At 58.2% G+C, this 23,854-nt stretch carries 26 protein-coding genes and 1 pseudogene; 17 read left to right on the forward strand and 10 right to left on the reverse strand.

The window, feature by feature from the left end; genetic code table 11:
• Nucleotides 1-4: 4 nt before the first annotated feature.
• The 3 genes from KEHDKFFH_RS19225 to KEHDKFFH_RS19235 are packed head-to-tail and all read left to right on the forward strand — an operon-like array spanning nt 5 to nt 2,120.
• Entirely contained in the window at nt 5-1,525 is a 1,521-nt protein-coding gene (locus tag KEHDKFFH_RS19225) for an intermembrane phospholipid transport YdbH family protein (protein WP_241956563.1), read from the forward strand.
• The gene (locus KEHDKFFH_RS19230; RefSeq protein WP_192875816.1) at nt 1,522-1,746 is read left to right on the forward strand and encodes a YnbE family lipoprotein; all 225 of its coding nucleotides are present in this window, start codon (nt 1,522-1,524) and stop codon (nt 1,744-1,746) included. The genes KEHDKFFH_RS19225 and KEHDKFFH_RS19230 overlap by 4 nt, the downstream gene beginning before the upstream one ends.
• A 29-nt stretch (nt 1,747-1,775) precedes the next feature.
• On the forward strand, nt 1,776-2,120 hold the full coding sequence (locus KEHDKFFH_RS19235; protein ID WP_104323398.1) for a YdbL family probable chaperone protein: 345 nt from the start codon (nt 1,776-1,778) through the stop codon (nt 2,118-2,120).
• Nucleotides 2,121-2,140: 20 nt separating this feature from the next.
• Here the strand turns inward: KEHDKFFH_RS19235 and rluF are convergent, their stop codons facing one another.
• Nucleotides 2,141-3,076 carry a 23S rRNA pseudouridine(2604) synthase RluF gene (rluF, locus tag KEHDKFFH_RS19240; RefSeq protein WP_104323399.1) on the reverse strand — a complete coding sequence of 312 codons (936 nt, stop codon included), beginning with the start codon at nt 3,074-3,076 and terminating at the stop codon, nt 2,141-2,143.
• Between the two features lie 134 nt (nt 3,077-3,210).
• Between rluF and KEHDKFFH_RS19245 the strand changes: the two genes are divergently transcribed.
• From KEHDKFFH_RS19245 to KEHDKFFH_RS19255, 3 genes are all read left to right on the forward strand, one after another.
• The gene (locus tag KEHDKFFH_RS19245; RefSeq protein ID WP_104323400.1) at nt 3,211-3,606 is read left to right on the forward strand and encodes a hypothetical protein; all 396 of its coding nucleotides are present in this window, start codon (nt 3,211-3,213) and stop codon (nt 3,604-3,606) included.
• A gap of 48 nt (nt 3,607-3,654) precedes the next feature.
• On the forward strand, nt 3,655-4,641 hold the full coding sequence (locus tag KEHDKFFH_RS19250; RefSeq protein ID WP_104323401.1) for a CobW family GTP-binding protein: 987 nt from the start codon (nt 3,655-3,657) through the stop codon (nt 4,639-4,641).
• 103 nt (nt 4,642-4,744) lie between these two features.
• Nucleotides 4,745-5,284 (forward strand): class I SAM-dependent methyltransferase, encoded by a 540-nt coding sequence (locus tag KEHDKFFH_RS19255; RefSeq protein WP_241956568.1) that lies wholly within the window; start codon nt 4,745-4,747, stop codon nt 5,282-5,284.
• Here the strand turns inward: KEHDKFFH_RS19255 and KEHDKFFH_RS19260 are convergent.
• The 4 genes from KEHDKFFH_RS19260 to KEHDKFFH_RS19275 all read right to left on the reverse strand — a co-directional run bounded on the left by KEHDKFFH_RS19260 (nt 5,281) and on the right by KEHDKFFH_RS19275 (nt 9,335).
• On the reverse strand, nt 5,281-6,285 hold the full coding sequence (locus tag KEHDKFFH_RS19260; RefSeq protein WP_241956564.1) for a PA2778 family cysteine peptidase: 1,005 nt from the start codon (nt 6,283-6,285) through the stop codon (nt 5,281-5,283). The genes KEHDKFFH_RS19255 and KEHDKFFH_RS19260 overlap by 4 nt on opposite strands.
• A 9-nt stretch (nt 6,286-6,294) precedes the next feature.
• Nucleotides 6,295-6,696, reverse strand: a complete 402-nt coding sequence (locus KEHDKFFH_RS19265) for a PA2779 family protein (protein ID WP_104323403.1) — start codon at nt 6,694-6,696, stop codon at nt 6,295-6,297.
• A gap of 107 nt (nt 6,697-6,803) precedes the next feature.
• Nucleotides 6,804-7,868, reverse strand: a complete 1,065-nt coding sequence (locus tag KEHDKFFH_RS19270) for a carboxysome shell carbonic anhydrase domain-containg protein (protein WP_104323404.1) — start codon at nt 7,866-7,868, stop codon at nt 6,804-6,806.
• An 18-nt stretch (nt 7,869-7,886) separates the two neighbouring features.
• On the reverse strand, nt 7,887-9,335 hold the full coding sequence (locus KEHDKFFH_RS19275; RefSeq protein ID WP_104323405.1) for a phospholipase D family protein: 1,449 nt from the start codon (nt 9,333-9,335) through the stop codon (nt 7,887-7,889).
• Nucleotides 9,336-9,494: 159 nt separating this feature from the next.
• On the opposite strand from KEHDKFFH_RS19275, the gene KEHDKFFH_RS19280 reads away from it, so the two are divergent.
• Genes KEHDKFFH_RS19280 through KEHDKFFH_RS19290 form a run of 3 tightly spaced genes read left to right on the forward strand, consistent with a single transcriptional unit; the run spans nt 9,495 to nt 12,260 of the window.
• Nucleotides 9,495-11,144, forward strand: a complete 1,650-nt coding sequence (locus KEHDKFFH_RS19280) for a serine/threonine-protein kinase (RefSeq protein WP_104323406.1) — start codon at nt 9,495-9,497, stop codon at nt 11,142-11,144.
• Nucleotides 11,144-11,899 carry a protein phosphatase 2C domain-containing protein gene (locus KEHDKFFH_RS19285; RefSeq protein WP_104323407.1) on the forward strand — a complete coding sequence of 252 codons (756 nt, stop codon included), beginning with the start codon at nt 11,144-11,146 and terminating at the stop codon, nt 11,897-11,899. The genes KEHDKFFH_RS19280 and KEHDKFFH_RS19285 overlap by 1 nt, the downstream gene beginning before the upstream one ends.
• 10 nt (nt 11,900-11,909) lie before the next feature.
• A complete protein-coding gene (locus KEHDKFFH_RS19290) occupies nt 11,910-12,260 on the forward strand; it encodes an FHA domain-containing protein (protein WP_104323408.1) in 351 nt (116 codons plus the stop codon).
• Nucleotides 12,261-12,281: 21 nt separating this feature from the next.
• On the opposite strand, the gene KEHDKFFH_RS19295 is transcribed toward KEHDKFFH_RS19290, so the two are convergent.
• Nucleotides 12,282-13,028: a glutamine amidotransferase gene (locus tag KEHDKFFH_RS19295; protein ID WP_104323409.1), complete on the reverse strand. Its 747-nt coding sequence runs from the start codon at nt 13,026-13,028 to the stop codon at nt 12,282-12,284.
• A 37-nt stretch (nt 13,029-13,065) separates the two neighbouring features.
• Nucleotides 13,066-13,791, reverse strand: a complete 726-nt coding sequence (locus KEHDKFFH_RS19300) for a YebC/PmpR family DNA-binding transcriptional regulator (protein WP_104323410.1) — start codon at nt 13,789-13,791, stop codon at nt 13,066-13,068.
• A gap of 205 nt (nt 13,792-13,996) precedes the next feature.
• On the opposite strand from KEHDKFFH_RS19300, the gene KEHDKFFH_RS19305 reads away from it, so the two are divergent.
• A complete protein-coding gene (locus tag KEHDKFFH_RS19305) occupies nt 13,997-14,620 on the forward strand; it encodes a tetratricopeptide repeat protein (RefSeq protein ID WP_241956565.1) in 624 nt (207 codons plus the stop codon).
• Nucleotides 14,621-14,783: 163 nt separating this feature from the next.
• Nucleotides 14,784-15,233 (forward strand): hypothetical protein, encoded by a 450-nt coding sequence (locus KEHDKFFH_RS19310; RefSeq protein WP_241956566.1) that lies wholly within the window; start codon nt 14,784-14,786, stop codon nt 15,231-15,233.
• A 78-nt stretch (nt 15,234-15,311) separates the two neighbouring features.
• On the opposite strand, the gene KEHDKFFH_RS19315 is transcribed toward KEHDKFFH_RS19310, so the two are convergent.
• The 3 genes from KEHDKFFH_RS19315 to KEHDKFFH_RS19325 form a co-directional block, all read right to left on the reverse strand.
• The gene (locus KEHDKFFH_RS19315; RefSeq protein WP_104323411.1) at nt 15,312-16,112 is read right to left on the reverse strand and encodes an oxygen-binding di-iron domain-containing protein; all 801 of its coding nucleotides are present in this window, start codon (nt 16,110-16,112) and stop codon (nt 15,312-15,314) included.
• A 147-nt stretch (nt 16,113-16,259) separates the two neighbouring features.
• The gene (locus tag KEHDKFFH_RS19320) at nt 16,260-16,688 is read right to left on the reverse strand and encodes an SRPBCC family protein (RefSeq protein WP_104323412.1); all 429 of its coding nucleotides are present in this window, start codon (nt 16,686-16,688) and stop codon (nt 16,260-16,262) included.
• 103 nt (nt 16,689-16,791) lie between these two features.
• A complete protein-coding gene (locus tag KEHDKFFH_RS19325) occupies nt 16,792-17,667 on the reverse strand; it encodes an AraC family transcriptional regulator (protein ID WP_104323413.1) in 876 nt (291 codons plus the stop codon).
• A 161-nt stretch (nt 17,668-17,828) separates the two neighbouring features.
• Here KEHDKFFH_RS19325 and KEHDKFFH_RS19330 point away from each other — a divergent pair, with 161 nt between their 5' ends.
• The 6 genes and pseudogenes from KEHDKFFH_RS19330 to KEHDKFFH_RS20605 all read left to right on the forward strand — a co-directional run.
• The gene (locus KEHDKFFH_RS19330; RefSeq protein ID WP_104323414.1) at nt 17,829-19,322 is read left to right on the forward strand and encodes a CoA-acylating methylmalonate-semialdehyde dehydrogenase; all 1,494 of its coding nucleotides are present in this window, start codon (nt 17,829-17,831) and stop codon (nt 19,320-19,322) included.
• Nucleotides 19,323-19,415: 93 nt separating this feature from the next.
• On the forward strand, nt 19,416-20,582 hold the full coding sequence (locus KEHDKFFH_RS19335) for an acyl-CoA dehydrogenase family protein (RefSeq protein ID WP_104323415.1): 1,167 nt from the start codon (nt 19,416-19,418) through the stop codon (nt 20,580-20,582).
• Nucleotides 20,583-20,592: 10 nt separating this feature from the next.
• Nucleotides 20,593-21,372: an enoyl-CoA hydratase gene (locus KEHDKFFH_RS19340; RefSeq protein ID WP_104323416.1), complete on the forward strand. Its 780-nt coding sequence runs from the start codon at nt 20,593-20,595 to the stop codon at nt 21,370-21,372.
• A 35-nt stretch (nt 21,373-21,407) separates the two neighbouring features.
• Nucleotides 21,408-22,478: an enoyl-CoA hydratase/isomerase family protein gene (locus tag KEHDKFFH_RS19345; protein ID WP_064227227.1), complete on the forward strand. Its 1,071-nt coding sequence runs from the start codon at nt 21,408-21,410 to the stop codon at nt 22,476-22,478.
• A 168-nt stretch (nt 22,479-22,646) separates the two neighbouring features.
• On the forward strand, nt 22,647-23,534 hold the full coding sequence (gene mmsB / locus KEHDKFFH_RS19350; protein WP_064227228.1) for a 3-hydroxyisobutyrate dehydrogenase: 888 nt from the start codon (nt 22,647-22,649) through the stop codon (nt 23,532-23,534).
• A gap of 192 nt (nt 23,535-23,726) precedes the next feature.
• Nucleotides 23,727-23,854: pseudogene (locus KEHDKFFH_RS20605) on the forward strand (contractile injection system protein, VgrG/Pvc8 family); the annotation flags it as partial.

The raw sequence follows: 23,854 nt of genomic DNA on the forward strand, positions 1-23,854 counted from the left end.
CGTTTTGCCCGGTAAAGGGTCTGCAAACCCCTTGCGCATAACGCGCATGCTTCTATGGGCCGGTGGCCTGGCTCTGGTGGCCTGGCCGCTGGCGGTCGCAGGCTGGTCTTTTGCCATTGAGCAGGGCTCGATGGGCATGGCATTGCCGGATATCCGGTCCGGTGGTTGGGAAGTCACGGGAAGCCAGGCTGATATCAGGCCCTCTGTGACCGCCAACCGTGATTCCGCGACCATCGAATTCGCCCCTTCCTCCCTGATTGTGACAGATAATCTGGCCTATACCGGGGCGGAGCAGCCGCTGAAACTCAACACGCTGCGGACAGACCTCAGCAATTCCACCGTTACTTTCGACTATGGCGGGTCGGGCACCTGGGCAGAACGCATTGCGATCGATGGCGACATCGCCGTTGCTGCCACTCGTGTGGAGCATCCGATGCTTGTGCCGCAGGCGTGGAACTTCGAGGGCAGGGTAGCTGGCCGTCTGGCTGATCTCAGGGTCCAGGGAGCGCTGGTTTCTGCGTCCGGCCTCACGGCCGATCTCGACATCCAGCTTGATCCCGATGGCGGCGTTTCGGTTGCCATAGAGTCTTTTATCGACGGTAAACAGGGCGTTCGGGCCCTGGCAGAAACCCTGGCCGGGTGGCCGGATCTTCTGACAGTCGATTCTGGCAATGCCCGTTTGTCGATGGAATTCTCTACCGGCGAGGGCGGTGAGCTTAAGGCCAGTGGTAATGCTCAATTGCAGGATGTTGGTGGTGTTTTCAATCGCACTGCGGTGTCCGGGCTCACCGGTCGGGTGAGGGGATCGCTGGAAAACTCACAGATTACGGCCAGTTTCAGGGACATGACCGTTGGCGAGATCAATCCCGGCATTCCGGTCAGCTCGGTTCGTTTCTCGGGGGATTACAACGCGCCGGTGACTGAACTGCTGGCGGGCAGCCTGGAGGTTCAGCAGGCCAGAGCCCGGTTCCTGGAAGGTGCACTCAGGATTCCACCTGCGGTGTACGGGCTGGAAGGTGGCTCTGGCCGCATCCCTGTGGAAGTGGAGGATGTCTCCCTTAGCCGGCTGATGGAGGTGTACCCGGCGGAGGGACTCTCAGGGAGCGGGCTTCTTCGCGGGCGAATCCCTCTGGGTATCAGCAGCGATGGCGTGCAGGTAAGTCAGGGAAGTGTCTCAGCGATCGATCCGGGGGGACGCCTACAGCTGCCGGCGGACAAGCTCCAGGCGATGCTCGGTGGTAACCAGGCCATGGACGTCGTGGTTCAGGCGTTGCAAAACTTTCACTATTCAGTGCTTAACAGCACGATAGACTACGATGAACAGGGTAAGTTAACCCTTGGCCTTCGACTTGAGGGCAAGAACCCGGAGCTCAGGGGTGGGCAGCCGGTGGTACTCAATATCAATCTTGAGGAAGACATTCCCGCGCTGCTTACCAGTCTGCAGTTGAGTGGCAGGGTTAATGAAGCCGTTACCAAACGTGTCCGGGAGTTGCTGCAGGAATCCGGTGAGGAGACAGCACCATGAGAAAACCGTTGCGGCCTCGGTGGCCTGAAAGGGCGCCTTTGGCGAGAACACTGATGATAGCGATGCTGCCGCTGGCAATGGCTGCCTGCACACCGACAGTGCAGATGGCGGCACCGAAGGAGCCGATTACGGTCAACCTGAACGTGAAAATCCAGCACGAAATCTACGTGAAAGTGGATAAGGAAGTGGACGACCTGTTCAGCGAGCAGGGTCTGTTCTGACTGGGTCCGGAAAGTTTAAGGGGTTGAAGATGAAACGATTGATGCAGATCTTTGCGCTGGTTCTGGCGTTTGGTATCAGTGCCTCTGTGCTTGCCATGGGGCTGGACGAAGCCAAGGAGAAACTGGATTCGGTCAAGCAGCAGGGGCTGGTCGGGGAAACACCGACAGGCTATCTGGACGTGGTGCGTGCCGAAGGGCAGGCGAAGGAAGTGGTGGAAGCCATTAACAGCGCACGTCGGGATGAGTACAAGCGTATCGCCGAGAAACACAACATTCCGGTCACCCAGGTGGAGACCGTTGCGGGCAAGAAGGCTATCGAGAAAACACCAGCAGGCCAGTGGGTACAAATCGACGGCAAGTGGGTGAAAAAGTAGGCCGAGGCAGACGGCCCCGGTTACCGTTTAACGCTCTTCTGTCTTGGCTTGCCGCCTTTTGGGCGTTTGCCTGAGGCGGGTTTCTTGCCAGGCGCCGGTTTGCCTTTCGGGCCCGGCCGGTGAGCACCGCCAGGTTTTCCCGGTGCCGGGGCGCCGCCCTTGCGATTGGATCTGGGTCTGGCCTTGGGTCCGGGCTTCTTTTTGGCCGGCTTGCCAGAGCTGGGCGGTGCCTCGGAAGACGAATCCCGGATGGCATCGAACAGCCCGGCCAGCTCTTTCTCGCTCAGGTCCCGCCACTGGCCCACCGCAAGGCCTTTCAGGCTCACGTTCATGATCCGGATACGTTCCAGTTTGGTAACCTCGTAGCCAAAATACTCGCACATCCGGCGAATCTGGCGATTGAGGCCCTGAACCAGGGTGATCCGGAAGACATATTTCGACTCGCGGGACACCTTGCATTTTTTGGTGACCGTGCCGAGGATAGGAACGCCATTAGCCATCCCCTCGATAAATTCGGCGGTTACCGGTTTGTCGACCGTAACCAGGTATTCCTTTTCGTGGTTGTTGCCCGCCCGCAGGATCTTGTTGACCAGGTCGCCGTTGCTGGTCATGAAAATGAGGCCCTGAGAGTCCTTGTCCAGGCGTCCGATCGGGAAGATACGTTCGCTGTGGCCGACAAAACGCTGGATGTTGTGTTTCTCGGCGCTGTCGGTGGTGCTGACAATCCCTACCGGTTTGTTGAGGGCAATGAACACGAGGTCCTCTTCCGCCCGTGGCTCGATCACCTGGCCGTTCACCTTGACCGTGTCTCCCGGAAGCACCTGGTCGCCGACAGTCGCGCGCTTGCCGTTGATGTAGACGTTGCCTTGCTCGATATAGCGATCGGCCTCCCTGCGGGAGCACATGCCGCTTTCGCTGATGTATTTGTTGAGCCGGGTGGAAGTGCCAGAAGTCATCGGGTGTCCGGTTGCCAGTGGGAATGTCGGGCATCATATCAGTCTGGAACCCCGGTCGCAGCAGGGGTGGTTCTTTCCGGGCGTCTCTGCCATTCTTTGCGCCTATCCATAAAACCAACAAATCCTGAGCCGCCATGGAAAAGACACGCATCACCATTGTTGCCGTAACCTGCATCGCCCTGTTCTTCCTGTCCAACTACCTGTTCCGGTATCTGATCGGATTTACCGGGTTGCTGGCCTCACTGGTCATTGCTGCCCTGATTGCCGTCTACATGAGTTTCTCAGTCGCCCGGACTCTTGAGCGTTTGCCGATGCCGGAGGAACGTTCACGGGCGTTGTGGATCTATGGCGGTTTTCTGGGTGCCCTGTTCGTCGCTTTTGGGGCCTGGATGTTCCTGGATGCCGGCATGGATGCCGTCACCCTCGCCACCCTGTTTGTTCACTATCTGCCCTATCCGGCACTTGCTCATGCCCTTCTGTCGGATAAGGCCGTCGGTATGTTTCTGAAGCAGGATCGTCCTGGCGGATAAATTGTTATAGTATAACATTTTAATTCTCAAAGGAGTGCCTCCGGCGCCATGACGCAACCTATTCCTACCAGTTTTATTCTTGGTTTTCTGGGTGTCGGTAAAACGACCGCCATTCTGGATCTTCTGAAAAGCAAACCGGAAAACGAGGTCTGGGCGGTTCTGGTCAATGAATTCGGCGAGGTAGGCATTGATGGTGCCATGCTGCAGACGGAAGGTGCCTTCATCAAGGAAATACCCGGCGGCTGCATGTGCTGCGTTGCCGGCCTGCCAATGCAGATAGGGCTGAACCAGCTGATTCACAAGGCAAAGCCGGATCGGCTGCTGATTGAACCGACCGGGCTCGGTCACCCCTCGCAGATTCTGGAAACCCTGACCAGCGAGCACTACCGCGATGTGCTCACCATGGGCCCGGTGATCTGCCTGGTGGACCCCCGGAGGCTCGAAGAGCCGAAGGTGCTCGGCAATGTTCAATTCCGGGATCAGGTGGCTGCGGCGGATATTCTCGTTGCCAACAAGACCGATCTTTGCACCCCCGAACAGCTGATCCATTTCGACGATTGGGCGGCACAGCTGGAGCCCGCCAAGCGCGCGATCCACCACACGCGGTTCGGACAGCTTGCACCGGGATGGCTGGATGGCCAGTCAGATGCGCTGCCGGTGACCGATCCGCATGCTCACCATCACCACCACCAAAAGACCGCCTCGTCGGCACCCGCCATTGATGACGAGCCCTGGCAGCAGATCACCAATCAGGGGCAGGGGCACTTCAGTGTCGGCTGGCGGATCCATCCGGAACTGATTCTGGATGAGAACGCATTGCTGGTGATGGCCATGGACTCGGCTTTTGTTCGCTTCAAGGCGGTCGTTAACACCGCCGACGGCTGGCGGGCGCTCAATGTGGTTGATGGCGCACTGACCGTAGTTCAGGGTGAACCTCAAGCCGATAGCCGGGCTGAGATAATAGCGTCCGATCAAATTGACGCCCGGGAACTCGATGCTCGTATGAGGGCGGCCGCGGGACTTGATCCGAGGTGAAAGAGTGAGTCTTTGTCCGGTGTGCGATCAGGGCAGTCTCTCGGATTTCCGGGTGGTGAAGGCCCAGCGCTACCTTCGATGTGATGTTTGCGAGGCCACGGTGATGGATGCCTCCTGCCGGTTGTCGCCTGAGCAGGAGCAGGAAATCTATCAACTTCACGACAACGACCCGTCTGATCCGGGGTACCGGAAATTTCTCTCGAAACTGACAGAGCCCCTGCTTGATCGTCTGCCTTCGGGTGCCAGCGGCCTGGATTTTGGATGCGGCCCCGGCCCGGCACTGGCGCAGATGCTTGAGACGGAAGGCATGGCAGTCAGTCTCTACGATCCCTACTTTTATCCCTCAGCAGTGGCCCTCAATCAAACCTACGATTTCATAACCTGTACCGAAGTGGTGGAGCATCTTTACGCGCCCGCCGGGGTTTTCAGGGACCTTGATCGAATGCTCAGGCCCGGGGGCTGGCTGGGCGTGATGACCTGCTTCCAGACCGACGATGACCGGTTCGACAACTGGCATTATCGCCGTGACCCAACCCATGTGGTCTTCTACCGGGAATCCACGTTCAAGCTACTCGCCGACCGGTTCGGCTGGGAACTGGAGATACCGAGAAAGGATGTGGCGCTCTTCCGGAAGCCAGCCTAGGGCTCTTTCCGCGAGCACTCGGGTAGTAGTGCAGGACAGTGTTCTGCGGATGTGGCGCCGTCATGATCCAGTAATTCCGACTGACCGAAACGATCCGGTGCCAGAGAGGCCGCACAGCTTGCAGCCTGCTTTGCTGCGCTGGCACAGCCGCTTGCCTGCAGTGCGAAAGCAAGGTTGTTCCAGCCCTCGGCGAATTCCGGAAATCGTTTCACCGTGCGAAGGAAATGCTCCTTTGCTTCGCTTTGGCGGCCCAGCTGCCATGCAAGGTTGCCTCTGGCCATAGTGGCCGTCGGTTGGTCTGGCCAGGTGGTCTCGGCCGTCTCATAGGCAATGCCGGCGGCGGTGGTTCGGCCGGTTGTCTCGAGGTCATGAGCCGACTGCAGAAAGCGGAGTGGTTTTGCGGTGGCAGGCACCTGGTTCGGGGGAAGAATGGTTACGGCCCAGTTGTCTGCCCGCCTCCAGGTATTGCTGAACACCTCCAGATCAAGGGCCTCACGCTTGCGGGTATCGGTATGGAGTATCAGGTCTCGCTCCCCGGCGTCATAGCCGATGACAACCGCAAAGTGCCACTGGGGCCACCAGCCAAACCTCAGGTTCTGCATTACCAGCACCGGGTTGCCCGAGGCAACCTCGCTCAGCAGGCTTTCAAGTTCTTTCTCCAGAGGGTAAACCAGCATGCCGTGTGCCCGGGCGACGGCCACCATTTCGACCTGTAGCGATCCCTCACGGCCGGGAATATAAACGAGCTCTTTCAGGATGTCCGGGTCGGTCTGCAGCCCCTGGCTGTTGAGCATCATGGCCAGTGAGGCAGGACCGCATTGGTACTTTTCCTGGGGATAGAAAGGCACATCGTCCAGAGTAATCTGGTCGGGCCTGGAGGGTTGGTCAGTTCCCGGAACGGGCCATTCAGGGGTGCTTGCGCAGCCCGCCAGCAGGCTGATTAGTAACAACGTGGTCAGCCTGCCGGACATGGCTTTAAGTGTGAAAAACAGGACGGTCACTGCCCGCCGCTATCGGATGCAGTTCACGAACGGGAAGACGTTAGTGGCACAAAGCATATCGGTGATGATGAATACCAGCAGGAACAACACGATGATGCCGACCACATCCTGCCCTGCAGGGGCTTCGGCGAGCTGACGTTCAAAATCGGCCAGTTCCGCCGGTGTGAGGTTCTGGATGCGTTCCTTGACCTGGTCCTGGCTGACGCCCAGGTCTGCCAGCTTGGCCTGGACATCCTGCCTGTCGAGCATGCTGATCAGCTCCTGTCGATCCAGCTGAACCTGTTGTTGCCCGATCATCTCGCCGGTTCCAACCATGCCGGCGGTTGCGCTGGCTGACCAGACTGAGCCAAGTGCCATCATCATGGCCATGAAAAAAGAAACGTACTTCAGGTGCTTGCGAATGCCTGACATGGTTCACTCCTGTTATTGGCTACTTCCAGTGTGGCTGATGTGTTCAGTCAAGTTGCATTACCCCAACGATAGAACAGCCTGTTGAGTTCCCTCAACATACAAAATGTTCAGGATCCACGGACTTCAAGCTTTCGCTCGGGCCAGTGAAGTATAGCCGAGCGTGTGACCATTCTGGTCGCTAGTTCAGGAAAGGCCTCCCGGATAACAGTAGCGCCGAAGTCCGCCAGGAACGCAGATTTCAGTTCCGCCCTGGCCTTCTGGGTACCCGGCTCCTGGTAGGGCGCAGAGCACAGCAGCAGGAAGCCATCGTCCGGAATCCGGCCGCTGTCCATATTCTTCTTGATAATCCCCGCGGCCTGGCGGATAGGGTGGGACAGATCGGGACTGTAGGGGCCAATGATCAGGGCCACGTTCGGCGCGTGCAGGAAATCAAAACCCCTGCCGAGGCAGATTACCCACTCCCGGTGCTCTATGTTCAGTTCGCGATCGAACTGCCGAATTTCGTTGACGTGCCGGATATTGCCCTCAACAAGAGGTAGCAAATCTCGCTGAACCGGCTCGGGCATATCTGGACAAAGGGCTGCGATTTCGGCGGTCATGTCCCCCAGTCTTGATACTGGAACGGTGGACAGGTCCAGTGTTTGCTCGGGGCTGCCGTGGAGAACCAATGCATCCTCATCACTCTCGAAGCCACACACCAGCGGATAGACCGTTCGGTGGCCGGTGCCAAAAAGCTTCTCAACCTGACTCCTGATCTGGAAGGCATGATTCATGGCCGCCTCACGGTCACAGTCAAAGCCGGCACAGCCCCTCTCCCGCGAGCCTTTTGAGTAATGGTAGGTGATGATGATCAGTACCCGCCGACCCTGGCTGACAGCCTGCTGGACCGTATCGGCCAGCATATCACCGAGGTAGGGCCAGCCAAGCTCAAAGATACCGCCGAGGTTCCGGAACGGATGAATGACGCCAAGTGGTGTCTGGGTCACGTAGGGCAGGTGAATGCGGCCGTCCATGCACTTCATGGCAATGATCTGGGTGTTGTGTTCCGCCAGATAGCGCTGCCTGGCCAGATGATTCTCCGGGCTGCAGAAACTGACTGAGTGGGCCCGGCTGAGGTCCATCAGCCAGTCGATTCGCTCTGAGATAGGGCGGGCATGGACGGGTGTTGTCATGGCTTTGTCCTGTTATGTTCAGAAGGTCGACAGGCCGGTGGCCTCCATAATCCGGTAGCGCCAGTAGCGAAGTCTGGATTCGTCGGCCCAGTGCTCGTAGGGCAGGCTCATTACCGGATCGTCGCCAGGGCCTTTTTGCCATTGCTCGTTAAAGAAACGCCGGGCGCCGGTGGCAACCGGCGAGTCCTCTGCCACCGATACCCACACATCCGTTTCAAGGTTCAGGTCATCAAGATTACGCCGGGTAAAATTCGCCGATCCCAGCATGAGTTCTGTTTCCCCGTTCTCTTTTGCCAACATCAACAGCTTACTGTGACATTGCTCGCCCAGGGTATTACACCAACGGACGGGAATGCCTGCCCGGACCAGTTCCATGGCGACCTGCCGGTTCGGAATGCCACTCTTCTGATGGCCGAAGGCTTCGTTGTTGGCATCAAGCAGAACCCGCAGCTCCACACCCCGTTTGGCCGCGCCTATCAGGGCTTCGACAATCTCGCGATGGGAGAGATAGAACATGGCCAGGTCCAGCTGATCGCCCTCTGCGGCACCCCGGATCATTGTTAGCGCCTGGTTGAGGATGGCTGATTCGGTCAGCACCGCTATTTGGGGCATTTCGGGTGTACCGGCTTCCACCGTGATGTCGGAAGCCTGGCTGATCCGTTCATCGATCAGGCTGGTGTCCGCTTCGGATATGGCCAGAACGGCCCGCTCGCTTTTCAGCAGATCCATGACCGCCGGCCCTTTGAAACTCAATCCCAGATTGCTGTGCCGGCTGCTGCCGTCATGGGGATTGGCCGAGGTGACAATGGCTCTCAGGGAACCTTCCTCATCCGCGATCACAAGCTTGCGGTGGTTGGCCTTGAAGTTCAGCAGGGCAAGATAGCTGCGAATGGTAACGGGCTTGGTGCCCAGGGCGTTGTCCAGCCAGCCCCCGTCTGAATTGTTGCCGAACCACTGACAACACAGCCGCCAGATTGAAGACCAGATCGGGTTACTGTCCTGTAGCGGGCCAAGCGCGGTCTCCACAACCGGAATGCCGCCATCGCGCAGGGCTTTAAACCAGGGTGAGGTAGTGCCGCCATACATGGTGTTCAGTGGGTCGGAGATCACCGTAATGGATAACTCCGGTTTCTCCGCTTTCCGGGCCAGCAGGGCTTCTGTCAGCTGTCGAGCCAGGGGGCGGTGGGCTACATCATCCGGTCCGGTGCTGTTGAACAGAAACATGTCGATGAGAATGAACTCGTTGGCCTGTCCGATAAGCCGGAACACTTCGTTGAAGATTTCATGGTCTCGCTCCTCCCGGCCGTCCTGATAGTGACGGGTGACGTCTGTCAGCAGGACGGGTTCTTCCAGCGACACCGTGGTTCCCCGATAGCTGATGCCTGGCGGCAGTGGCTTTTGAGTGTGGTAAAGGCCGATGCCGGCCAGGGTGAGAAACAGCAGAAGAATCAGTAACTTCAGTGTCATGTGTGTATTTCCATCATCCCTGAGGTAAACGACGGCATAACTATACGTGACCTCTCTCTCAGGTAAACAAACACTTACAAAAAACACTCCGGTAGTTGTATCGCAGTTCCGTCACGCTTTCTAAACTAGTCAGATCAACCATTTATAACAAAGTTGCCTGTGAACGCCATACTCTCTTTCATACCGCGCCTGTTCAGTCTGCGGGCTGTTATTCTCGTTCTGGCCGCCGTGTTTGCCCTGTCGGGAGACCAGCTTGCCCTCGTTGGCTGGGCCGACCGGGCGCTGTTCAGTATCCTCGGCGTACCAGAGGGCGCTACCCCGGCCACGATTGTCCCCAAGGAGGCATTCGGGCCGGCTATGGCTGATCGGGGGCTTTCGGAACCACTCTGGTCCGACATGGCAGTGACCGCCGGGCTGGCAATTGCGGCACTGTATCTGGTGCTTGCAATTCCGGCGATGGGCGCAGCCGTTTCTCTGCCTGTCACTCTTTTGCTTGGTGGCTCGCTCGTGGTGATCCAGGCGGCTTTGATGTTCTACCGCAACGCCTGGGTGCCGTTCGGCGTGGTGCTCACGTTGCTGGTGGTCGGTTATGTGGTGATGCTGTTCTGGCTGCAGCCCCGCAAACACATCCGTGCACTGACCGACAATGTCCGCGATGCGCGGCTGAAACTGGCCAAAGTGTTTCTGCAGCAGGGGCACACCGACGATGCCGTTGAGGCGCTCAATGGCTGCCCCGAGTGTGAGAGTGAGCTCGAGCTGCGCTACGACATCGCCATTCAGCAGGAGCGCAAGCGCCAGTACGACAAGGCCGTCAGCACCTATCGAAGTATCCAGGAGCGCAAGAAGGGTTTTCGGGATACCACCGCGAGGCTGGCAGCATTGGAAAAGCTCGCGCCGGATAACTCGTTGATGCAGGCTGGCAGTTTCGACAATACCCGCACCCTGTTGATGCCGGAACCGTCAGTGAGCCGCCCGACTCTGGGAAGGTACGAGATCGAGCGGGAGATTGGCCGTGGTGCCATGGGCGTGGTCTATCTGGGCAAGGATCCGAAGATTGCCCGAACCGTTGCCATCAAAACCCTCAGCTACCAGGCGTTCGATGATGGCCAGCTGCAGGATCTCAAGGAGCGATTCTTCCGGGAGGCGGAAGCCGCTGGCCGCCTGAGTCACCCGGCTATCGTTACCGTGTATGACGTGGGTGAGGAGGCAGACCTCGCCTACATTGCCATGGATTATGCCAAGGGGCGTCCACTGAGTGGGTTCGGCAGAGCCGGTCGGTTACTGCCCCTGCCCAAAGTACTGGATATCGTTGCCCGGGTGGCGGACGCATTGGCTTACGCCCACAGCCAGAAAATCGTCCATCGCGACATCAAGCCCGGGAATATCATCTTCAATCCGGACAACGGCGACATAAAGATCACCGATTTCGGCATTGCCAAGATCTCGGATGACTCGCGAACGCGCACCGGCGCGGTGATGGGCAGCCCGTTATATATGTCGCCGGAACAGTTGAAGGGCCAGAAGGTAACCGGAGCCTCTGATATCTACAGCCTGGGTGTGACCCTCTACAAACTGGTGACCGGCGAAACGCCCTATCAGGGCGATACCCTGGCCAACCTGACCTACCAGATTCTCAACAAGCGCCCGCGCAGCGTCCGCGAGTTCAACGCAGAACTGCCAAACGGTGTGGTCCGCCTGATCAACAAAGCTATTCAGCGCGAGCCGGACAAGCGCTTTGCCAGCGCCGCAACCATGGCCGAGGCCGTGCGTCGTCTGGCCGTTCGCGAAGCTGGCCAGGAGGTGTCCTGATGCGATATCACGTTGCCGGCCAGAGTCACCGGGGAGCCGTCCGGGAGTCGAATCAGGACGTTGTCGACTGGCGGATCAATGATGCCGGTGATCAGGTGTTACTGGTGGTTGCCGATGGCATGGGCGGGCATCAGGGGGGCGAGGTTGCCAGCCGTCTTGCGGTTGACGCCGTTATCGAATCCCTGGAGCCGGCGATTGCCGCTGCGTCGACCGACACTACAAATGATGCCATCCAGGAACATCTGGAGCGGGCTTTTGCGCTGGCCAATGAGCGGATAGTAAGCCACCGTTCAGGGGATCCGAGACTTGAAAAGATGGGCACCACACTGGTCGTAGCCTGGGTGAACGGCAACCAGGCGCACATTGCCCATATAGGCGATTCCCGTTGTTACAGCCTGCGCGGTAGCCAGGCGGTATGCCTCACCCGAGACGACACCGTGGTCCAGAATATGCTGGAAGACGGCAGCATTACCAGGGCTGATGTGCCCAATGTACCGTTCCGGAATGTCCTGACCAGGGCAGTGGGAGCCGCAGAGCAGGCGGATCCCAGTTATCGGCATGAAACGCTTGATGCGGGTGATGTACTACTGCTGTGTTCCGACGGGTTGACCGATTCGGTTCCGGAATTCCGGTGGCTTGAAATCCTGAAGGAAAGTGACGGCATGGAGCGCACGGTTCAGGCACTGATTGATGCCGGCCTGGCAAACGAGGCCGGGGACAACGTGTCTGTGGTATTACTGACGTTGGAGTATTGAGGAAACTGACATGGCTTCGCTTTCGCAACTGGTGGATAACGTTGTTGTTAACACCTTTGAACTCGGCCGACCGGAAACCCGCATTGGCAGGCGCCCGGATAACGACATCCAGATCGATGAAATTTCTGTGAGCGGCCAGCACGCCCTGATAGAAGCGGTGCCCAATGCCTATCTTGAAGGCACGGTGGATTACTACATCACCGACAGCAACAGTACCAATGGAACCTTTGTGAACGAACTGCGGGTCGCCGACCGACAGCGCCTCAACAGCAACGACATGGTGCGCATTGGCTGGAATGAGTTCCGTTTCATCGATGAAGAAGAGCAGGCAATGGAAAAAACCGCCTATATCCTCGACTGACCCTAACGGTTGGCCCGCGAATTACCGGATCCGATCCTGAACAAATCTGCTGAAACGGGAAAGCAGCGAGGACGCATCCGGCGCTGGCTTTACGCCGGCGATCAGGGCCTCCGCATCAAGCCCCTCCCGTGTCAGGTCGGGCGCCTGGACCTTCAGGTAGGCGCTCATAATGGTGTCCGTGAACTCCGGATGGAACTGCACGCCCCAGGCGCAGGGACCAATTCTGAAAGCCTGATGAGGCTCGAACTGGTTGCGTCCCAGCAACACCGCTCCTTCAGGCAGGCGCAGCACGGACTGCCGGTGTGTCAGCTGGGCCGGAAATTTTTCCGGTAGCTCCCGGAACAGGACATCGGAAGCTGCCTCGGGAAGGAGTTCAACCTCGTGGGTGCCGGTTTCCCGGCCATTCGGATGGTAACCAGCTTCCCCGCCCAGTGCGTGGGCCAGCAACTGGTGGCCATAGCAGACACCGAGCACCGGCACTTCGCTTCTGACGGCTTTTGCCAGCCAACGCCCCGCGTTCTCGCTCCATTCGGCTTTATCGCTCACCATGGCAGGAGAGCCTGTTACCACGATGCCGTCCCAGTCTTCCGGATTCCCCGGTAATTCGCCGGCTTCGGCGTTGGCAACGGTGATCTCCAGCTCGTCTGACAACCCGCGCAGGAACCACTCGTCAAAGTCGCCAAACCTCGCCCGAATGTCCGGGTAGGTGGTGCCTGTTTTCAGGACCACCACACGCGCTTTGCGGTTTGTGGGAGCGTTCTGTTGCATGGTGCTATCTTCCTGCAAGGCCGGAGGCCCGGATTGTTTATTGGTCTGGCAGTTCGGCGTTGTGGAACACGTTCTGCACGTCGTCCAGTTCGTTCAGCATGTCGAGGAATTTCTCAAACATGGGGATGTCGTCACCTTCAACCAGTGTCGTGGTTTTGGGCAGGAACTGGATTTCATCCACTTCAAAATCGATGTCTTCAATGGCATCCACCAGGGACTGGCGGGCTTTGGCGTATTCAGTGTTTGGCGTGAATACGGTAATCAGGCCATCTTCATTCTCGATGTCGGTGACATCAACGTCGGCTTCCATGAGCGCTTCAAGAACGGCTTCTTCATCCTCGCCCTTGAACGCAAAAATAGCGCTGTGGTCAAACATGTGAGACACAGCACCCGGCGTGCCGATCTTGCACTTGGTCTTGGTGAATGCCAGGCGAACATCCCCGAAGGTGCGGTTCGGGTTATCGGTCAGGCAGTCCACGATCACCATGCAGTTACCCGGTCCATAGCCTTCGTAGCGAGCAGCTGCATAGTCTTCGCCAGCGCCGCCCTTGGCCTTGTCGATGGCCTTCTCGATGACGTGCGAGGGTACCTGGTCTTTCTTCGCGCGCTCGATCAGTCCGCGCAGGGACAGGTTGGCCTGGGGGTCCGGGCCTCCCGACTTGGCGCTCATGTAAATCTCGCGGCCGTACTTGCTGTAGACCTTGGTTTTCGCCGCGGCCGTCTTGGCCATGGATTCTTTGCGGTTCTGGTAGGCTCTGCCCATCTGCGCTGCCTCTTGGTTCTCTGGAAAAGGCCGGATTTTACTCAACATTGCCGGTTTGGGACAGGCTTATTTAGCCCCTGTTCCGGTATCGTTTTCACGATCTGCTGATACCAAGGTGCCGGCAGGACAGCACTTTCGATGCACAGACCCTCTGGCAAGCCGGTGCTAGCGTAAAGGGGAAACCTGAAAGGCGGTGGAGGGCAGAATGAACAGACAACGACTATCGGGAATGGCTATCCGGGCACTCGCTGTGTGCCTGCTGCTATCCGGTTCGGCTGCCAGGGCTGCGGACAATGAATACGGGGATCAGGATCAGGTGGCACGGGACATGATTCGGGTTCTCAATGCCTATGTCGTCTATAAGATGGGCCAGTATGAATCCGCGTTCGACCAGTATCTGGCGCTGGCGGAAGAGGGCAGTCGCCAGGGTATGCTGAATGTCGCCAATATGTACGCCCAGGGGCAAGGCGTCGAAAAAAGCCAGGAGAAAGCCTTCCAGTGGTACCTTCGGGCCGCAGAGAGCGGTGATTCGATCAGTATGGTCGAAGTGGCCGAGGCCTATGACCAGGGGGTGGGCACCGGTGTGAACAAAGACGAGGCGATGGGCTGGTATCGAAAGGCTGCAAAGGCAGGCAACAACGATGCCCGCTGGATGTTGGGCAAGAGATTGTATGATCAGGGGAGGAACGCCGAGGGGCTATGTTTGATCAGCGCGGCTGCAGAGAGCGGCCAACCTACTGCGCATAAGTTTCTTGTTGGCCTTGCTGAAAGCGAGCCAGCGTCGCGCTATCGCGAGCCAGAGGATTGTCCCGAGGTGAATGGCTGGTGAAATTAACTTAATGAAGGGCCGGAATTGATTTTGGTCAGCTTTCTCTCTGTCTCTCCGGGAGTATGCTCAAAGCATGGAGTTTCCGCCTCAGGGCGGGATCGCCCAGATTTGATCAGCAGTTCCCGAAGCCGGGGATTTCCGGGCTGAGAAGGAGACTGAACTCATGAAACTGACAACGTTATACTCCGCATCGTTGGCCCTGACTCTCATGCTGCCTTTATCCGCTTCGTTTGCCCAGGATCAGCAGATGGATGAGACAAGGGATCGTCTGCAGTCACAAACGCAGGACCAGATGATGGATCGGGACGGTTACCCAATCTCTGGCTACGGCATGATGTCCGAGCGGGAAAGGGAGCAGTTCCGTGAACAAATGCGTTCGATGACGCCCGAGCAACGCCAGGCGTACCGTCAGGAACATCATCAAAGGATGGTCGAGCGTGCGCGGGCCCGTGGTGTTGATATTGAGAACCTGCCACCGACGGCTGCGGGCCAGAACAAGGGTCAGGGCGGGGGCATGATGAATGACGGCCAGAAAGGCATGATGAATGGCGATGGAATGAACAAGTCTCAGGAATGGAAAAAGAACGGCGGAGGAGGTGGCGGCAAGCAGTAATTCTGGTAAACGATTGCTGGTAACTGCAGTCATCTCTCCATGAAGAGGCAGCCCCCGTGGCTGCCTCTTCATTTCTGACTATACGTAATCGACCGGGCGCCGATAGTTGTCCTGGGTCATCAGGTCGATTCCGCATTCCATGTCGCTGACCCAGTTCAGGAAGCGATCAACCATCACCGGTCCCTCGAAGCGCTTGCCGTGCTGGGGAACGATCATCGATACGTCCATGTCGCGAACCATGTTCGCCCAGAGTCGGCAGACTTTCTGGGAGGCGATATAGCGCCGGTGGAAGCCGATCATGCTGGGGATGTGTTTGTCGAAGTCCTTCACGGGCAGGTGGTCGTCTTCGCCACCCATGGAGGCACCAAGGTCACCTGAGAACAGAATTTTGGAGACCGGATCATAGAACTGCAGGTTGCCCACCGAATGCATGAAGTGGGCTGGGATGCACTGCAGGTAGGACTCGCCAAACTTCACGTTGGCGCCGGCATCCGGAATGCTGATGATGCGATCGTACACGCTGCCGCTGAGCTGGTTGGTCACATAGCTGGAAACAAGGTGCGGAAGGAAACGGGCCCAGAGTTTTGAGGTGACGATTTTGGCACGGGTATGAACGATCCAGCGGTCGATGGCACCGATAATATCCGGATCCTGGTGAGAGGCGAACACGTAGTCCATGTCGCGGATGTTCATATAGCGTGATGCCGCCACCGACAACGGGGTATAGGTGAGGTCTCCGCCCGGGTCGATCAGTGCTTCGTGTTTGCCGTCGACAATCAGGAACTGGTTGGACTGGACGCCCTCACCGGTTACCAGGGAATCGAACATCAGGCATTTGTGGTGTCCGTTATCGAACAGGACAATGGGTTCGGCTGCCATTTCGGTCTCCCGCAGAATACAGTTTGATCCGGCCGGAATGGCCGGATATTGCAAGCTGCGCGGAGATTACAAAATTGACAAAAGGCAACTCTTGCCTCAAGTCAATTCTCTGATATTCCTCAAGTAACGATTTGTAGTTGCCGACCCTCAGGCCAGACGGGGTACCCGTCTGATCCCGCGGCGAATGCCCTGTTCCAGGGCGCTGCTGACCACCTTCCCGGTGAACGGCACGATGTCTTCAAAGGTGATGGTGTAGTTCACCCGCGTGTGTCCGTCGGGCGTGTCTTCAAACCGTATCCTGCCCAGATGATTCCGGATCGGGCTCATGCTGGTGATGGTGTACTCGATCAGTGAATCCGGTTCGAAGTTGGTCACGGTTTCTTCCAGACCCACCGGCCCGATGCCGATCTTGCGAACGGAACCAATGCCGTTAGGGTCGGCCTGGTCGCTGTCCTTGATACGCTTCACTGGTGCGCCCAGCAGTTTTCCGAAACGGTAGTGGTCGGCGAACAGGGCAAAAACCCGTCGTCGCGGCACGTCGAAGGTTTCATCGATTTCAATGGTGTACATGGCCATGAGCTCACTCTTTTGGTCGTTCGATACACCAAGCCTAACCCCTTGGCTCCTACAACAAAAGTCGTAGAAAGCGGCAGGTCGCAATCTGGCCTCCGGCGACGGGTCAGTGCCGGGCGGTATGCCGGTAGTCCCGGGGTGACTGGCCCATTACCTTTTTGAAAAGCCGGGAAAAATAGTAGGCGTCGTCGTAGCCCAGCCGTCGGCTGATGTCGGCAAAACTGAGGCTGCTGGTATCCAGCATCTGGCAGGCTCGCTCTACCTTGAGGTGCAGGAAGTGCTGGATCGGGGAGGTGCCGGTCTGTTCCCGGTAGCGGGTGGCGAAATGGGCGGGAGACAGGCCGGCAAGATCAGCAAGTTGCTCCAGGCTGATCCGCTCATCCAGATGCTCCCGCATATAGTTGTGGATGGTTTCCAGTTCTGCCTGCCGTTCGTGCCCGGTCTCGTCAGCGTTGATCGGAACCGCCGCCAACAGTTGCCGAAGCCGGTTGGCCGCGTGGATCAGCCCGCGGGCCCGGAAGCCGGTCTGGCGTACCGATAGCAGGCCATTGAAGTCAACCAGCAGCCGGGGTTGCCGGCCCAGATGGCGAATGCGGGTCGGGCCGTCAAAACCCATGTAATTCCTGAAATCCTCCGCCAGTGGCCCGGTGTAGTGCACCCAGTGGATGGTCCATGGGTTGTCAGGATCGGCGGTATAGCGGTGGTTGGCACCGGCCGGCAAAAGCAGCAGGTCGCCAGCCTCCATCGTGTAAGGCTCTCCGTCAACGTTCAGGAAGGCTCGCCCCTCCGTGCAGTAGATCAAAAGATTGTCGTGATGGTGCTCCCGGTGCATGTGGTGGCCCACGGCACGGCGGTAATGGCCGAACGCCAGGGGGTACAAGTCCCGGGTGAGTGGATGGCTCGCGAGTAGTCGGATGATCGGCTCAGGCACCACGTAGCGAATGCTGTCTTTGGGCACCGGCCACTGTGAGGTTTGGGTCATTTCTGGTCTTGTTTGTTTGAGCTTTATCGAAAGATAGTCCATTACGGGCGAAATTTAGTCAATCACCCCTTGGTCGATCCCGTGCTAGCCTTTAGTTAAACGTGGCCGCAACCCTGAGGTTCTGGCCGGCTTCCCGCACAACAACAAACAGGGACATCAACATGAAAAATGTACCGCTGTATCTCGCAGGTGAGTTTGTCGATAGCCAAACCAGTGAATGGATCGACGTCACCAACCCCGCTACCAATGAAGTTATTGCCAAAGCGCCGTGCACCACCGATGCGGAAATGCGCAAGGCCATCGAAAGCGCCGGCGAAATGTTCAAGACCTGGAAGGAAGTACCTGTTTCAGAGCGCGCCCGGGTCATGCTTCGTTACCAGGCTCTGCTGAAAGAGCATCACGATGAGATCGCCGAAATCCTGGCCCAGGAAACCGGCAAGACCTTTGACGACGCCAAAGGTGATGTCTGGCGTGGCATTGAAGTGGTTGAGCACGCTGCCAACGTCGCCTCCATGATGATGGGCGAGACCGTTGAAAACGTGGCGCGGGAAGTGGACACCCACTCCTGGATCCAGCCGCTGGGCGTCTGCGCCGGTATTACGCCGTTCAACTTCCCGGCCATGATTCCGCTGTGGATGTTCCCGATGGCGATTGCCTGCGGCAACACCTTTATCCTGAAACCGTCCGAGCAGGATCCGATGACCCCCATGCGCCTTGCCGAGCTGTTTGAGGAAGCTGGCGCACCCAAGGGCGTCCTGCAGGTGGTTCATGGTGGCAAGGAACAGGTTGATGTACTGCTGACCGATCCAGCCATCAAAGCTGTTTCTTTCGTAGGTTCTGTACCTGTGGGCCGTTACATCTATGAAACCGGCACTCGCAACATGAAGCGTGTACAGAGCTTCGCCGGCGCCAAGAACCACATGGTTATCCTGCCGGATGCTGACAAGCAACAGGTGATCAACGCTCTGGTCGGCGCCTCCGTGGGTGCTGCCGGTCAGCGTTGCATGGCTATTTCTGTCGCCGTTTTTGTAGGCGAAGCCCAGCAGTGGATTCCCGAGCTGAAAGAAGCCATGGCGAAAGTGCGCCCTGGTGCGTGGAACGATTCCGGTGCCAGCTACGGCCCGATCATCTCTGCCAAGGCGAAAGACCGTATTGAATCTCTTATTGCGACTGGCGAAGCCCAGGGCGCCAAGCTGCTGCTGGACGGCCGTGGTTGCACCGTAGACGGTTTGCCGGACGGCAACTGGGTTGGTCCGACGCTGTTCTCCGGTGTGACCACCGAAATGGACATCTATAACGAAGAGATCTTTGGTCCGGTGCTGTCTTGCGTGGAAACCGACACCCTCGGCGATGCCATCGAACTGGTTAACAAGAGCCCGTACGGCAACGGTGTCTCCATCTTCACCAGCTCCGGTGGTGCTGCGCGTCGCTTCCAGCATGAGATCGACGTAGGCCAGGTGGGTGTGAACATCCCCATCCCTGTGCCCCTGCCGTTCTTCTCCTTCACCGGCTGGAAGGGTTCCTTCTACGGTGATCAGCATGCCTACGGCAAGCAGGCAGTTCGCTTCTACACCGAAACCAAAACGGTTACCTCCCGCTGGTTCTCCAGTGAAGCGACCAGCACAGAAGCCAACTTCTCTATCCAGTTGCGTTAATTGCGTTGAAGGTGGGGTATTTGGGCCGGAACCCGTTTCCGGCCCCTTGTTTTCTCCACCCAATGCCAAGCCCTATCTATCTGGAGCGTAACGATGGACTTTAACCTCTCCGAAGATCAGCTGGCGTTTCGCGAGGCGGCGCGTGCGTTTGCGGAAAAATCCATGGCGCCCCACGCGGCGAAGTGGGATGACGAGCATATCTTTCCGGTCGATATGATGAAGGAAGCCGGCGAGATGGGCTTCATGGGTATGTACACCCCTGAAGCGCTTGGCGGCATGGGTCTGTCCCGGCTGGACACCTCGGTTATCGTGGAAGAACTCGCCGCCGCGTGTCCTTCCACCGCTGCGTTTATCACTATCCACAACATGGCCACCTGGATGGTAGCCAGCTTTGCCTCGGACGATCTCAAACAGGAAATCGTGCCAAAACTGGCCAGCGGTGAGTGGCTCGCCTCCTACTGTCTGACCGAGCCGGGTGCCGGCTCGGACGCGGCCAGCCTTCGTACCAAGGCCGTGCGCGATGGCGACAGCTATGTGATCAACGGCAGCAAAGTGTTTATTTCCGGCGCCGGCGCAACCGACATTCTGGTGTTGATGGCGCGGACCGGAGCACCGGATTCCGGTTACAAAGGCATTTCCACCTTCGTGATTCCCGCCGATGCCGATGGCGTTTCCTACGGCAAGAACGAAGAGAAATTGGGCTGGCATAGTCAGCCGACCCGGATGATCAGCCTCGAGAATGTGCGCATTCCGGCCAGTAACCGTGTTGGTGAAGAGGGCGACGGGTTTGCCATCGCCATGAAAGGCCTCGATGGCGGACGGCTGAATATCGCCACCTGTTCCCTCGGCGGTGCCCAGGCGGCTCTGCTGCGTGCCCGTAACTACATGCATGAGCGCGAACAGTTCGGCAAGCCGTTGGCAGCTTTTCAGGCTCTGCAGTTCAAGCTGGCCGATATGGCCACCAACCTGGTCGCAGCGCGGCAGATGGTTCGTCTGGGAGCCTACAAGCTCGACAATGCCGACCCGGAAGCGACACTGCACTGCGCCATGGCCAAGCGTTTCGCCACCGATGCCTGTTTCGAGGTGGTCAACGAGGCACTGCAGCTTCACGGCGGTTATGGCTACATTCGCGAATACCCGCTTGAGCGCTACCTGCGCGACCTGCGCGTGCACCAGATTCTGGAAGGCACCAACGAAATCATGCGTCTGATTGTTGCCCGTCGCCTGCTTGATGACGGCGTGGCTGAAGCGATTCAATAAGGAGATCCCCATGAGCGATCTTATCCAGCTCGAAAAACGCGGACACATCGCAGTATTGACCATCAACAATCCGCCGGCCAACACCTGGACCAGGGATTCACTGATTGCCCTGACGAACATCGTCAAGGAACTGAACGAAGACCGGAATATCTTTGCCCTGGTGATGACCGGCCAGGGTGAGAAGTTCTATTCCGCTGGCGCCGACCTGAAAACCTTCGCCGATGGCGACAAAGCCCGGGCCAATGAGATGGCACAGTTGTTCGGCGAGGCCTTTTCAACCCTGGGTCGCTTCCGGGGCGTGTCTATCGCTGCGGTTAACGGCTATGCCATGGGTGGCGGACTGGAGTGCGCCATGGCCTGCGACATCCGCATCGCCGAAGAGCATGCCCAGATGGCGCTTCCCGAGGCGGGCGTTGGCCTGCTGCCCTGCGCCGGTGGCACCCAGAACCTGCCCTGGCTGGTCGGTGAAGGCTGGGCCAAGCGGATGATTCTGTGCGGAGAACGGGTGAAGGCCGATACGGCATTGCGAATCGGCCTGGTTGAAGAAGTTGTGCCGACCGGACAGAGCCTTGATAAGGCCCTCGAACTGGCTGAGATGGCGTGTAAGCAGAGCCCGTCTTCCACGGCCCGTTGCAAGACCCTGGTGATGAGCGCCCGTGATGGTCGCAGCCATGACGACGCCTGGCGCATGGAGCGGGAGCTGTTCGTTGAGCTGTTCTCCACCGAAGACCAGAAAGAAGGCGTGAACGCGTTTCTAGATAAGCGCAAGCCGGAATGGAAAAACCGCTGAAGCCGGCCCCAAACAAGCTGGCTCAAGGATCTGTTATGAGTGATCAACCCATTATCTTTGAAGAGTGGAAAACCGGCGATGGCGCGCTGATCGCCGTGGCCAGGCTGAATACGCCCAAAACGCTGAATTCGTTGTCTCTGGAGATGATCCGGTTGCTGACCCCGCAACTGAAGCGCTGGGCGGAAGACCCTGCTATCCAGGCCGTCTGGCTGGAATCCGAGGGCGACAAGGCGTTCTGCGCCGGCGGCGACATCGTCGCCCTGTATCGCAGCATGACCGAGCCTCAGGGCGCCAGTGAAGGTGAGGCGTTCTTCAATGAGGAATATGAACTGGATTACCTGATCCATACCTTCCCGAAACCGATCGTGTGCTGGGGTCACGGCATCGTGATGGGTGGCGGCATGGGCATTATGGAGGGCGCCTCCCATCGGGTGGTGACTGAAGCCTCGAAGCTTGCCATGCCCGAGATCACCATCGGTCTCTACCCTGACGTAGCCGCCGGCTGGTTCCTCAACCGGACGCCCGGCCGCACCGGTCTGTTCCTGGGCCTGACCGGCGCCCGCCTCAACGGTGCCGATGCAATCTTCACCGGCCTTGCGGACCGCTTCATCCGGCATGATCTGAAGGCCGAGGTTGTTGCCGAGCTCTGCAAGCGTGACTGGCAGGGCGAGGATCCTCATGCGGTGGTTGGTAGTGTGCTTCGCCAATACGAGCGTGAGAGCGCCGACGCCATGCCGGAATCACCTGTTCGCACTCATTTCGATGAGATTAACCGGGTTACCGATGCCGACTCCCTGGAAGCGACGGTTAACCAGTTGAAGGAGCTGTCCGGTGGCGACGGATGGGTGGCGAAAGCGACCCGCTCGCTGGCTGGTGCGTCACCCACATCCCTGGCTCTGGTCTGGCGCCATCTGCACGGTTGCAAACACGACAGCCTCAAGGAAGTTCTCGACAAGGAACTGGTGCTCTCCACCAAGTGCCTGACCAAAGGTGAGTTCGCGGAAGGCATCCGCGCGCTTCTGATCGACAAGGACCAGCAGCCCCGCTGGCGGTATGCGTCCCTTGCCGAAATGGACAGCGCCTGGATTGACGATTTCTTTAAATGATGGCTGGCCTGGTTGTCGGATTACGCTTCGCTAATCCGACCTACCCGAAGCATAACCAAATCGTAGGTCGGATTAGCAAAGCGTAATCCGACAAGCATTTCTAAAAAAGTTTGGGCCTGGCGAAACGCCCGCCCATACCAATCAACTACAAGAACAAGGAGAATGAACATGGCAAAAATCACCTTCATCGGCCTCGGTAACATGGGCGGCCCCATGGCCAGTAACCTGGTGAAAGCGGGCCACGAGGTCACCGTATTCGACCTTTCCAAAGATGCTGTAGCTGCGCTGGTGTCCGAAGGCGCAAAAACGGCAGACACGGCCCACGAAGCCGCCAATGGCGCTGAGTGTGTCATTACCATGCTCCCAGCCGGGCAACACGTGGAAGCGGTCTACCTGGGTGATGATGGCCTGCTGGCGAAACTGCCTGCTGGTACCCTGGTTATCGACTCCTCCACCATCGCGCCGGAAACAGCACGGGGCGTGGCCGAAGTGGCACGAGCCAAGGACATCCCGTTCCTCGATGCGCCGGTATCCGGCGGCGTCGGCGGTGCCAAGGCCGGAACGCTGACCTTTATTTGCGGTGGCTCGGAAGAGGCCTTTAACAAGGCCAAGCCGATCCTCGATGCGATGGGCAAGAACATTTTCCACGCCGGCGATCATGGCTCCGGCCAGGTGGCCAAGATCTGCAACAACATGCTGCTGGCCATCCTTATGTCCGGTACCAGCGAAGCGCTGGCATTGGGCGTGAAAAACGGTCTGGATCCGGCGGTGCTCTCGGAAATCATGAAGCAGAGTTCCGGTGGCAACTGGGCGTTGAATGTCTACAACCCCTGGCCCGGGGTAATGGAAGGCGTTCCCGCTTCCAGGAATTACGAGGGCGGTTTCCTGGTGAATCTGATGACCAAGGATCTGGGGCTTGCTTTTGATAACGCGGTGAAGAACCAGGCCTCCATTCCCATGGGCTCTCTGGCCCGCAACCTGTTCCAGCTCCATGCGGGGCAGGGCAATGGAAACCTGGACTTCTCCAGTATCCAGCGGCTCTACAAGCCCGAGTGAAGCGCTATCGGGGTCAGATGAAGGTTTTCATCTGACCCCAGCCATCTTCCCGTTTTTGCGATCAGCCGCTGGATTTTCCGGGTCAGTGCTGGTACTTTTCCCGCCAGTTGTTGTTCGGTAGCCCAACCAGGGATTTGGTTGGCTAAAGGCTGCCGGGAACAGGACATAACCATACCTTCAGGGATTGAAGATATGCTCCAGGCAAGCGGATTGCAGTTCACCGCCCGTGTTGGCGGACTCCCCTCAGATCTATTCTCAGTGGTTGGCTTTAAACTGACCGAACGCCTTTCCGAGGTGTTTCAGGGGCGTCTTGAGCTGGC

This window comes from Marinobacter maroccanus (assembly GCF_002933275.1).
GTDB classification, from domain to species: Bacteria; Pseudomonadota; Gammaproteobacteria; order Pseudomonadales; family Oleiphilaceae; genus Marinobacter; species Marinobacter maroccanus.

Coding starts and splice junctions, on each gene's coding strand:
- KEHDKFFH_RS19230 (WP_192875816.1), top strand. CDS start 1,522: ATGAGAAAACCGTTGCGGCCTCGGTGGCCTGAAAGGGCGCCTTTGGCG.
- KEHDKFFH_RS19235 (WP_104323398.1), top strand. CDS start 1,776: ATGAAACGATTGATGCAGATCTTTGCGCTGGTTCTGGCGTTTGGTATC.
- rluF (WP_104323399.1), bottom strand. CDS start 3,076: ATGACTTCTGGCACTTCCACCCGGCTCAACAAATACATCAGCGAAAGC.
- KEHDKFFH_RS19245 (WP_104323400.1), top strand. CDS start 3,211: ATGGAAAAGACACGCATCACCATTGTTGCCGTAACCTGCATCGCCCTG.
- KEHDKFFH_RS19250 (WP_104323401.1), top strand. CDS start 3,655: ATGACGCAACCTATTCCTACCAGTTTTATTCTTGGTTTTCTGGGTGTC.
- KEHDKFFH_RS19255 (WP_241956568.1), top strand. CDS start 4,745: ATGGATGCCTCCTGCCGGTTGTCGCCTGAGCAGGAGCAGGAAATCTAT.
- KEHDKFFH_RS19265 (WP_104323403.1), bottom strand. CDS start 6,696: ATGTCAGGCATTCGCAAGCACCTGAAGTACGTTTCTTTTTTCATGGCC.
- KEHDKFFH_RS19270 (WP_104323404.1), bottom strand. CDS start 7,868: ATGACAACACCCGTCCATGCCCGCCCTATCTCAGAGCGAATCGACTGG.
- KEHDKFFH_RS19275 (WP_104323405.1), bottom strand. CDS start 9,335: ATGACACTGAAGTTACTGATTCTTCTGCTGTTTCTCACCCTGGCCGGC.
- KEHDKFFH_RS19285 (WP_104323407.1), top strand. CDS start 11,144: ATGCGATATCACGTTGCCGGCCAGAGTCACCGGGGAGCCGTCCGGGAG.
- KEHDKFFH_RS19290 (WP_104323408.1), top strand. CDS start 11,910: ATGGCTTCGCTTTCGCAACTGGTGGATAACGTTGTTGTTAACACCTTT.
- KEHDKFFH_RS19295 (WP_104323409.1), bottom strand. CDS start 13,028: ATGCAACAGAACGCTCCCACAAACCGCAAAGCGCGTGTGGTGGTCCTG.
- KEHDKFFH_RS19300 (WP_104323410.1), bottom strand. CDS start 13,791: ATGGGCAGAGCCTACCAGAACCGCAAAGAATCCATGGCCAAGACGGCC.
- KEHDKFFH_RS19305 (WP_241956565.1), top strand. CDS start 13,997: ATGAACAGACAACGACTATCGGGAATGGCTATCCGGGCACTCGCTGTG.
- KEHDKFFH_RS19310 (WP_241956566.1), top strand. CDS start 14,784: ATGAAACTGACAACGTTATACTCCGCATCGTTGGCCCTGACTCTCATG.
- KEHDKFFH_RS19315 (WP_104323411.1), bottom strand. CDS start 16,112: ATGGCAGCCGAACCCATTGTCCTGTTCGATAACGGACACCACAAATGC.
- KEHDKFFH_RS19320 (WP_104323412.1), bottom strand. CDS start 16,688: ATGGCCATGTACACCATTGAAATCGATGAAACCTTCGACGTGCCGCGA.
- KEHDKFFH_RS19325 (WP_104323413.1), bottom strand. CDS start 17,667: ATGACCCAAACCTCACAGTGGCCGGTGCCCAAAGACAGCATTCGCTAC.
- KEHDKFFH_RS19330 (WP_104323414.1), top strand. CDS start 17,829: ATGAAAAATGTACCGCTGTATCTCGCAGGTGAGTTTGTCGATAGCCAA.
- KEHDKFFH_RS19335 (WP_104323415.1), top strand. CDS start 19,416: ATGGACTTTAACCTCTCCGAAGATCAGCTGGCGTTTCGCGAGGCGGCG.
- KEHDKFFH_RS19340 (WP_104323416.1), top strand. CDS start 20,593: ATGAGCGATCTTATCCAGCTCGAAAAACGCGGACACATCGCAGTATTG.
- KEHDKFFH_RS19345 (WP_064227227.1), top strand. CDS start 21,408: ATGAGTGATCAACCCATTATCTTTGAAGAGTGGAAAACCGGCGATGGC.
- mmsB (WP_064227228.1), top strand. CDS start 22,647: ATGGCAAAAATCACCTTCATCGGCCTCGGTAACATGGGCGGCCCCATG.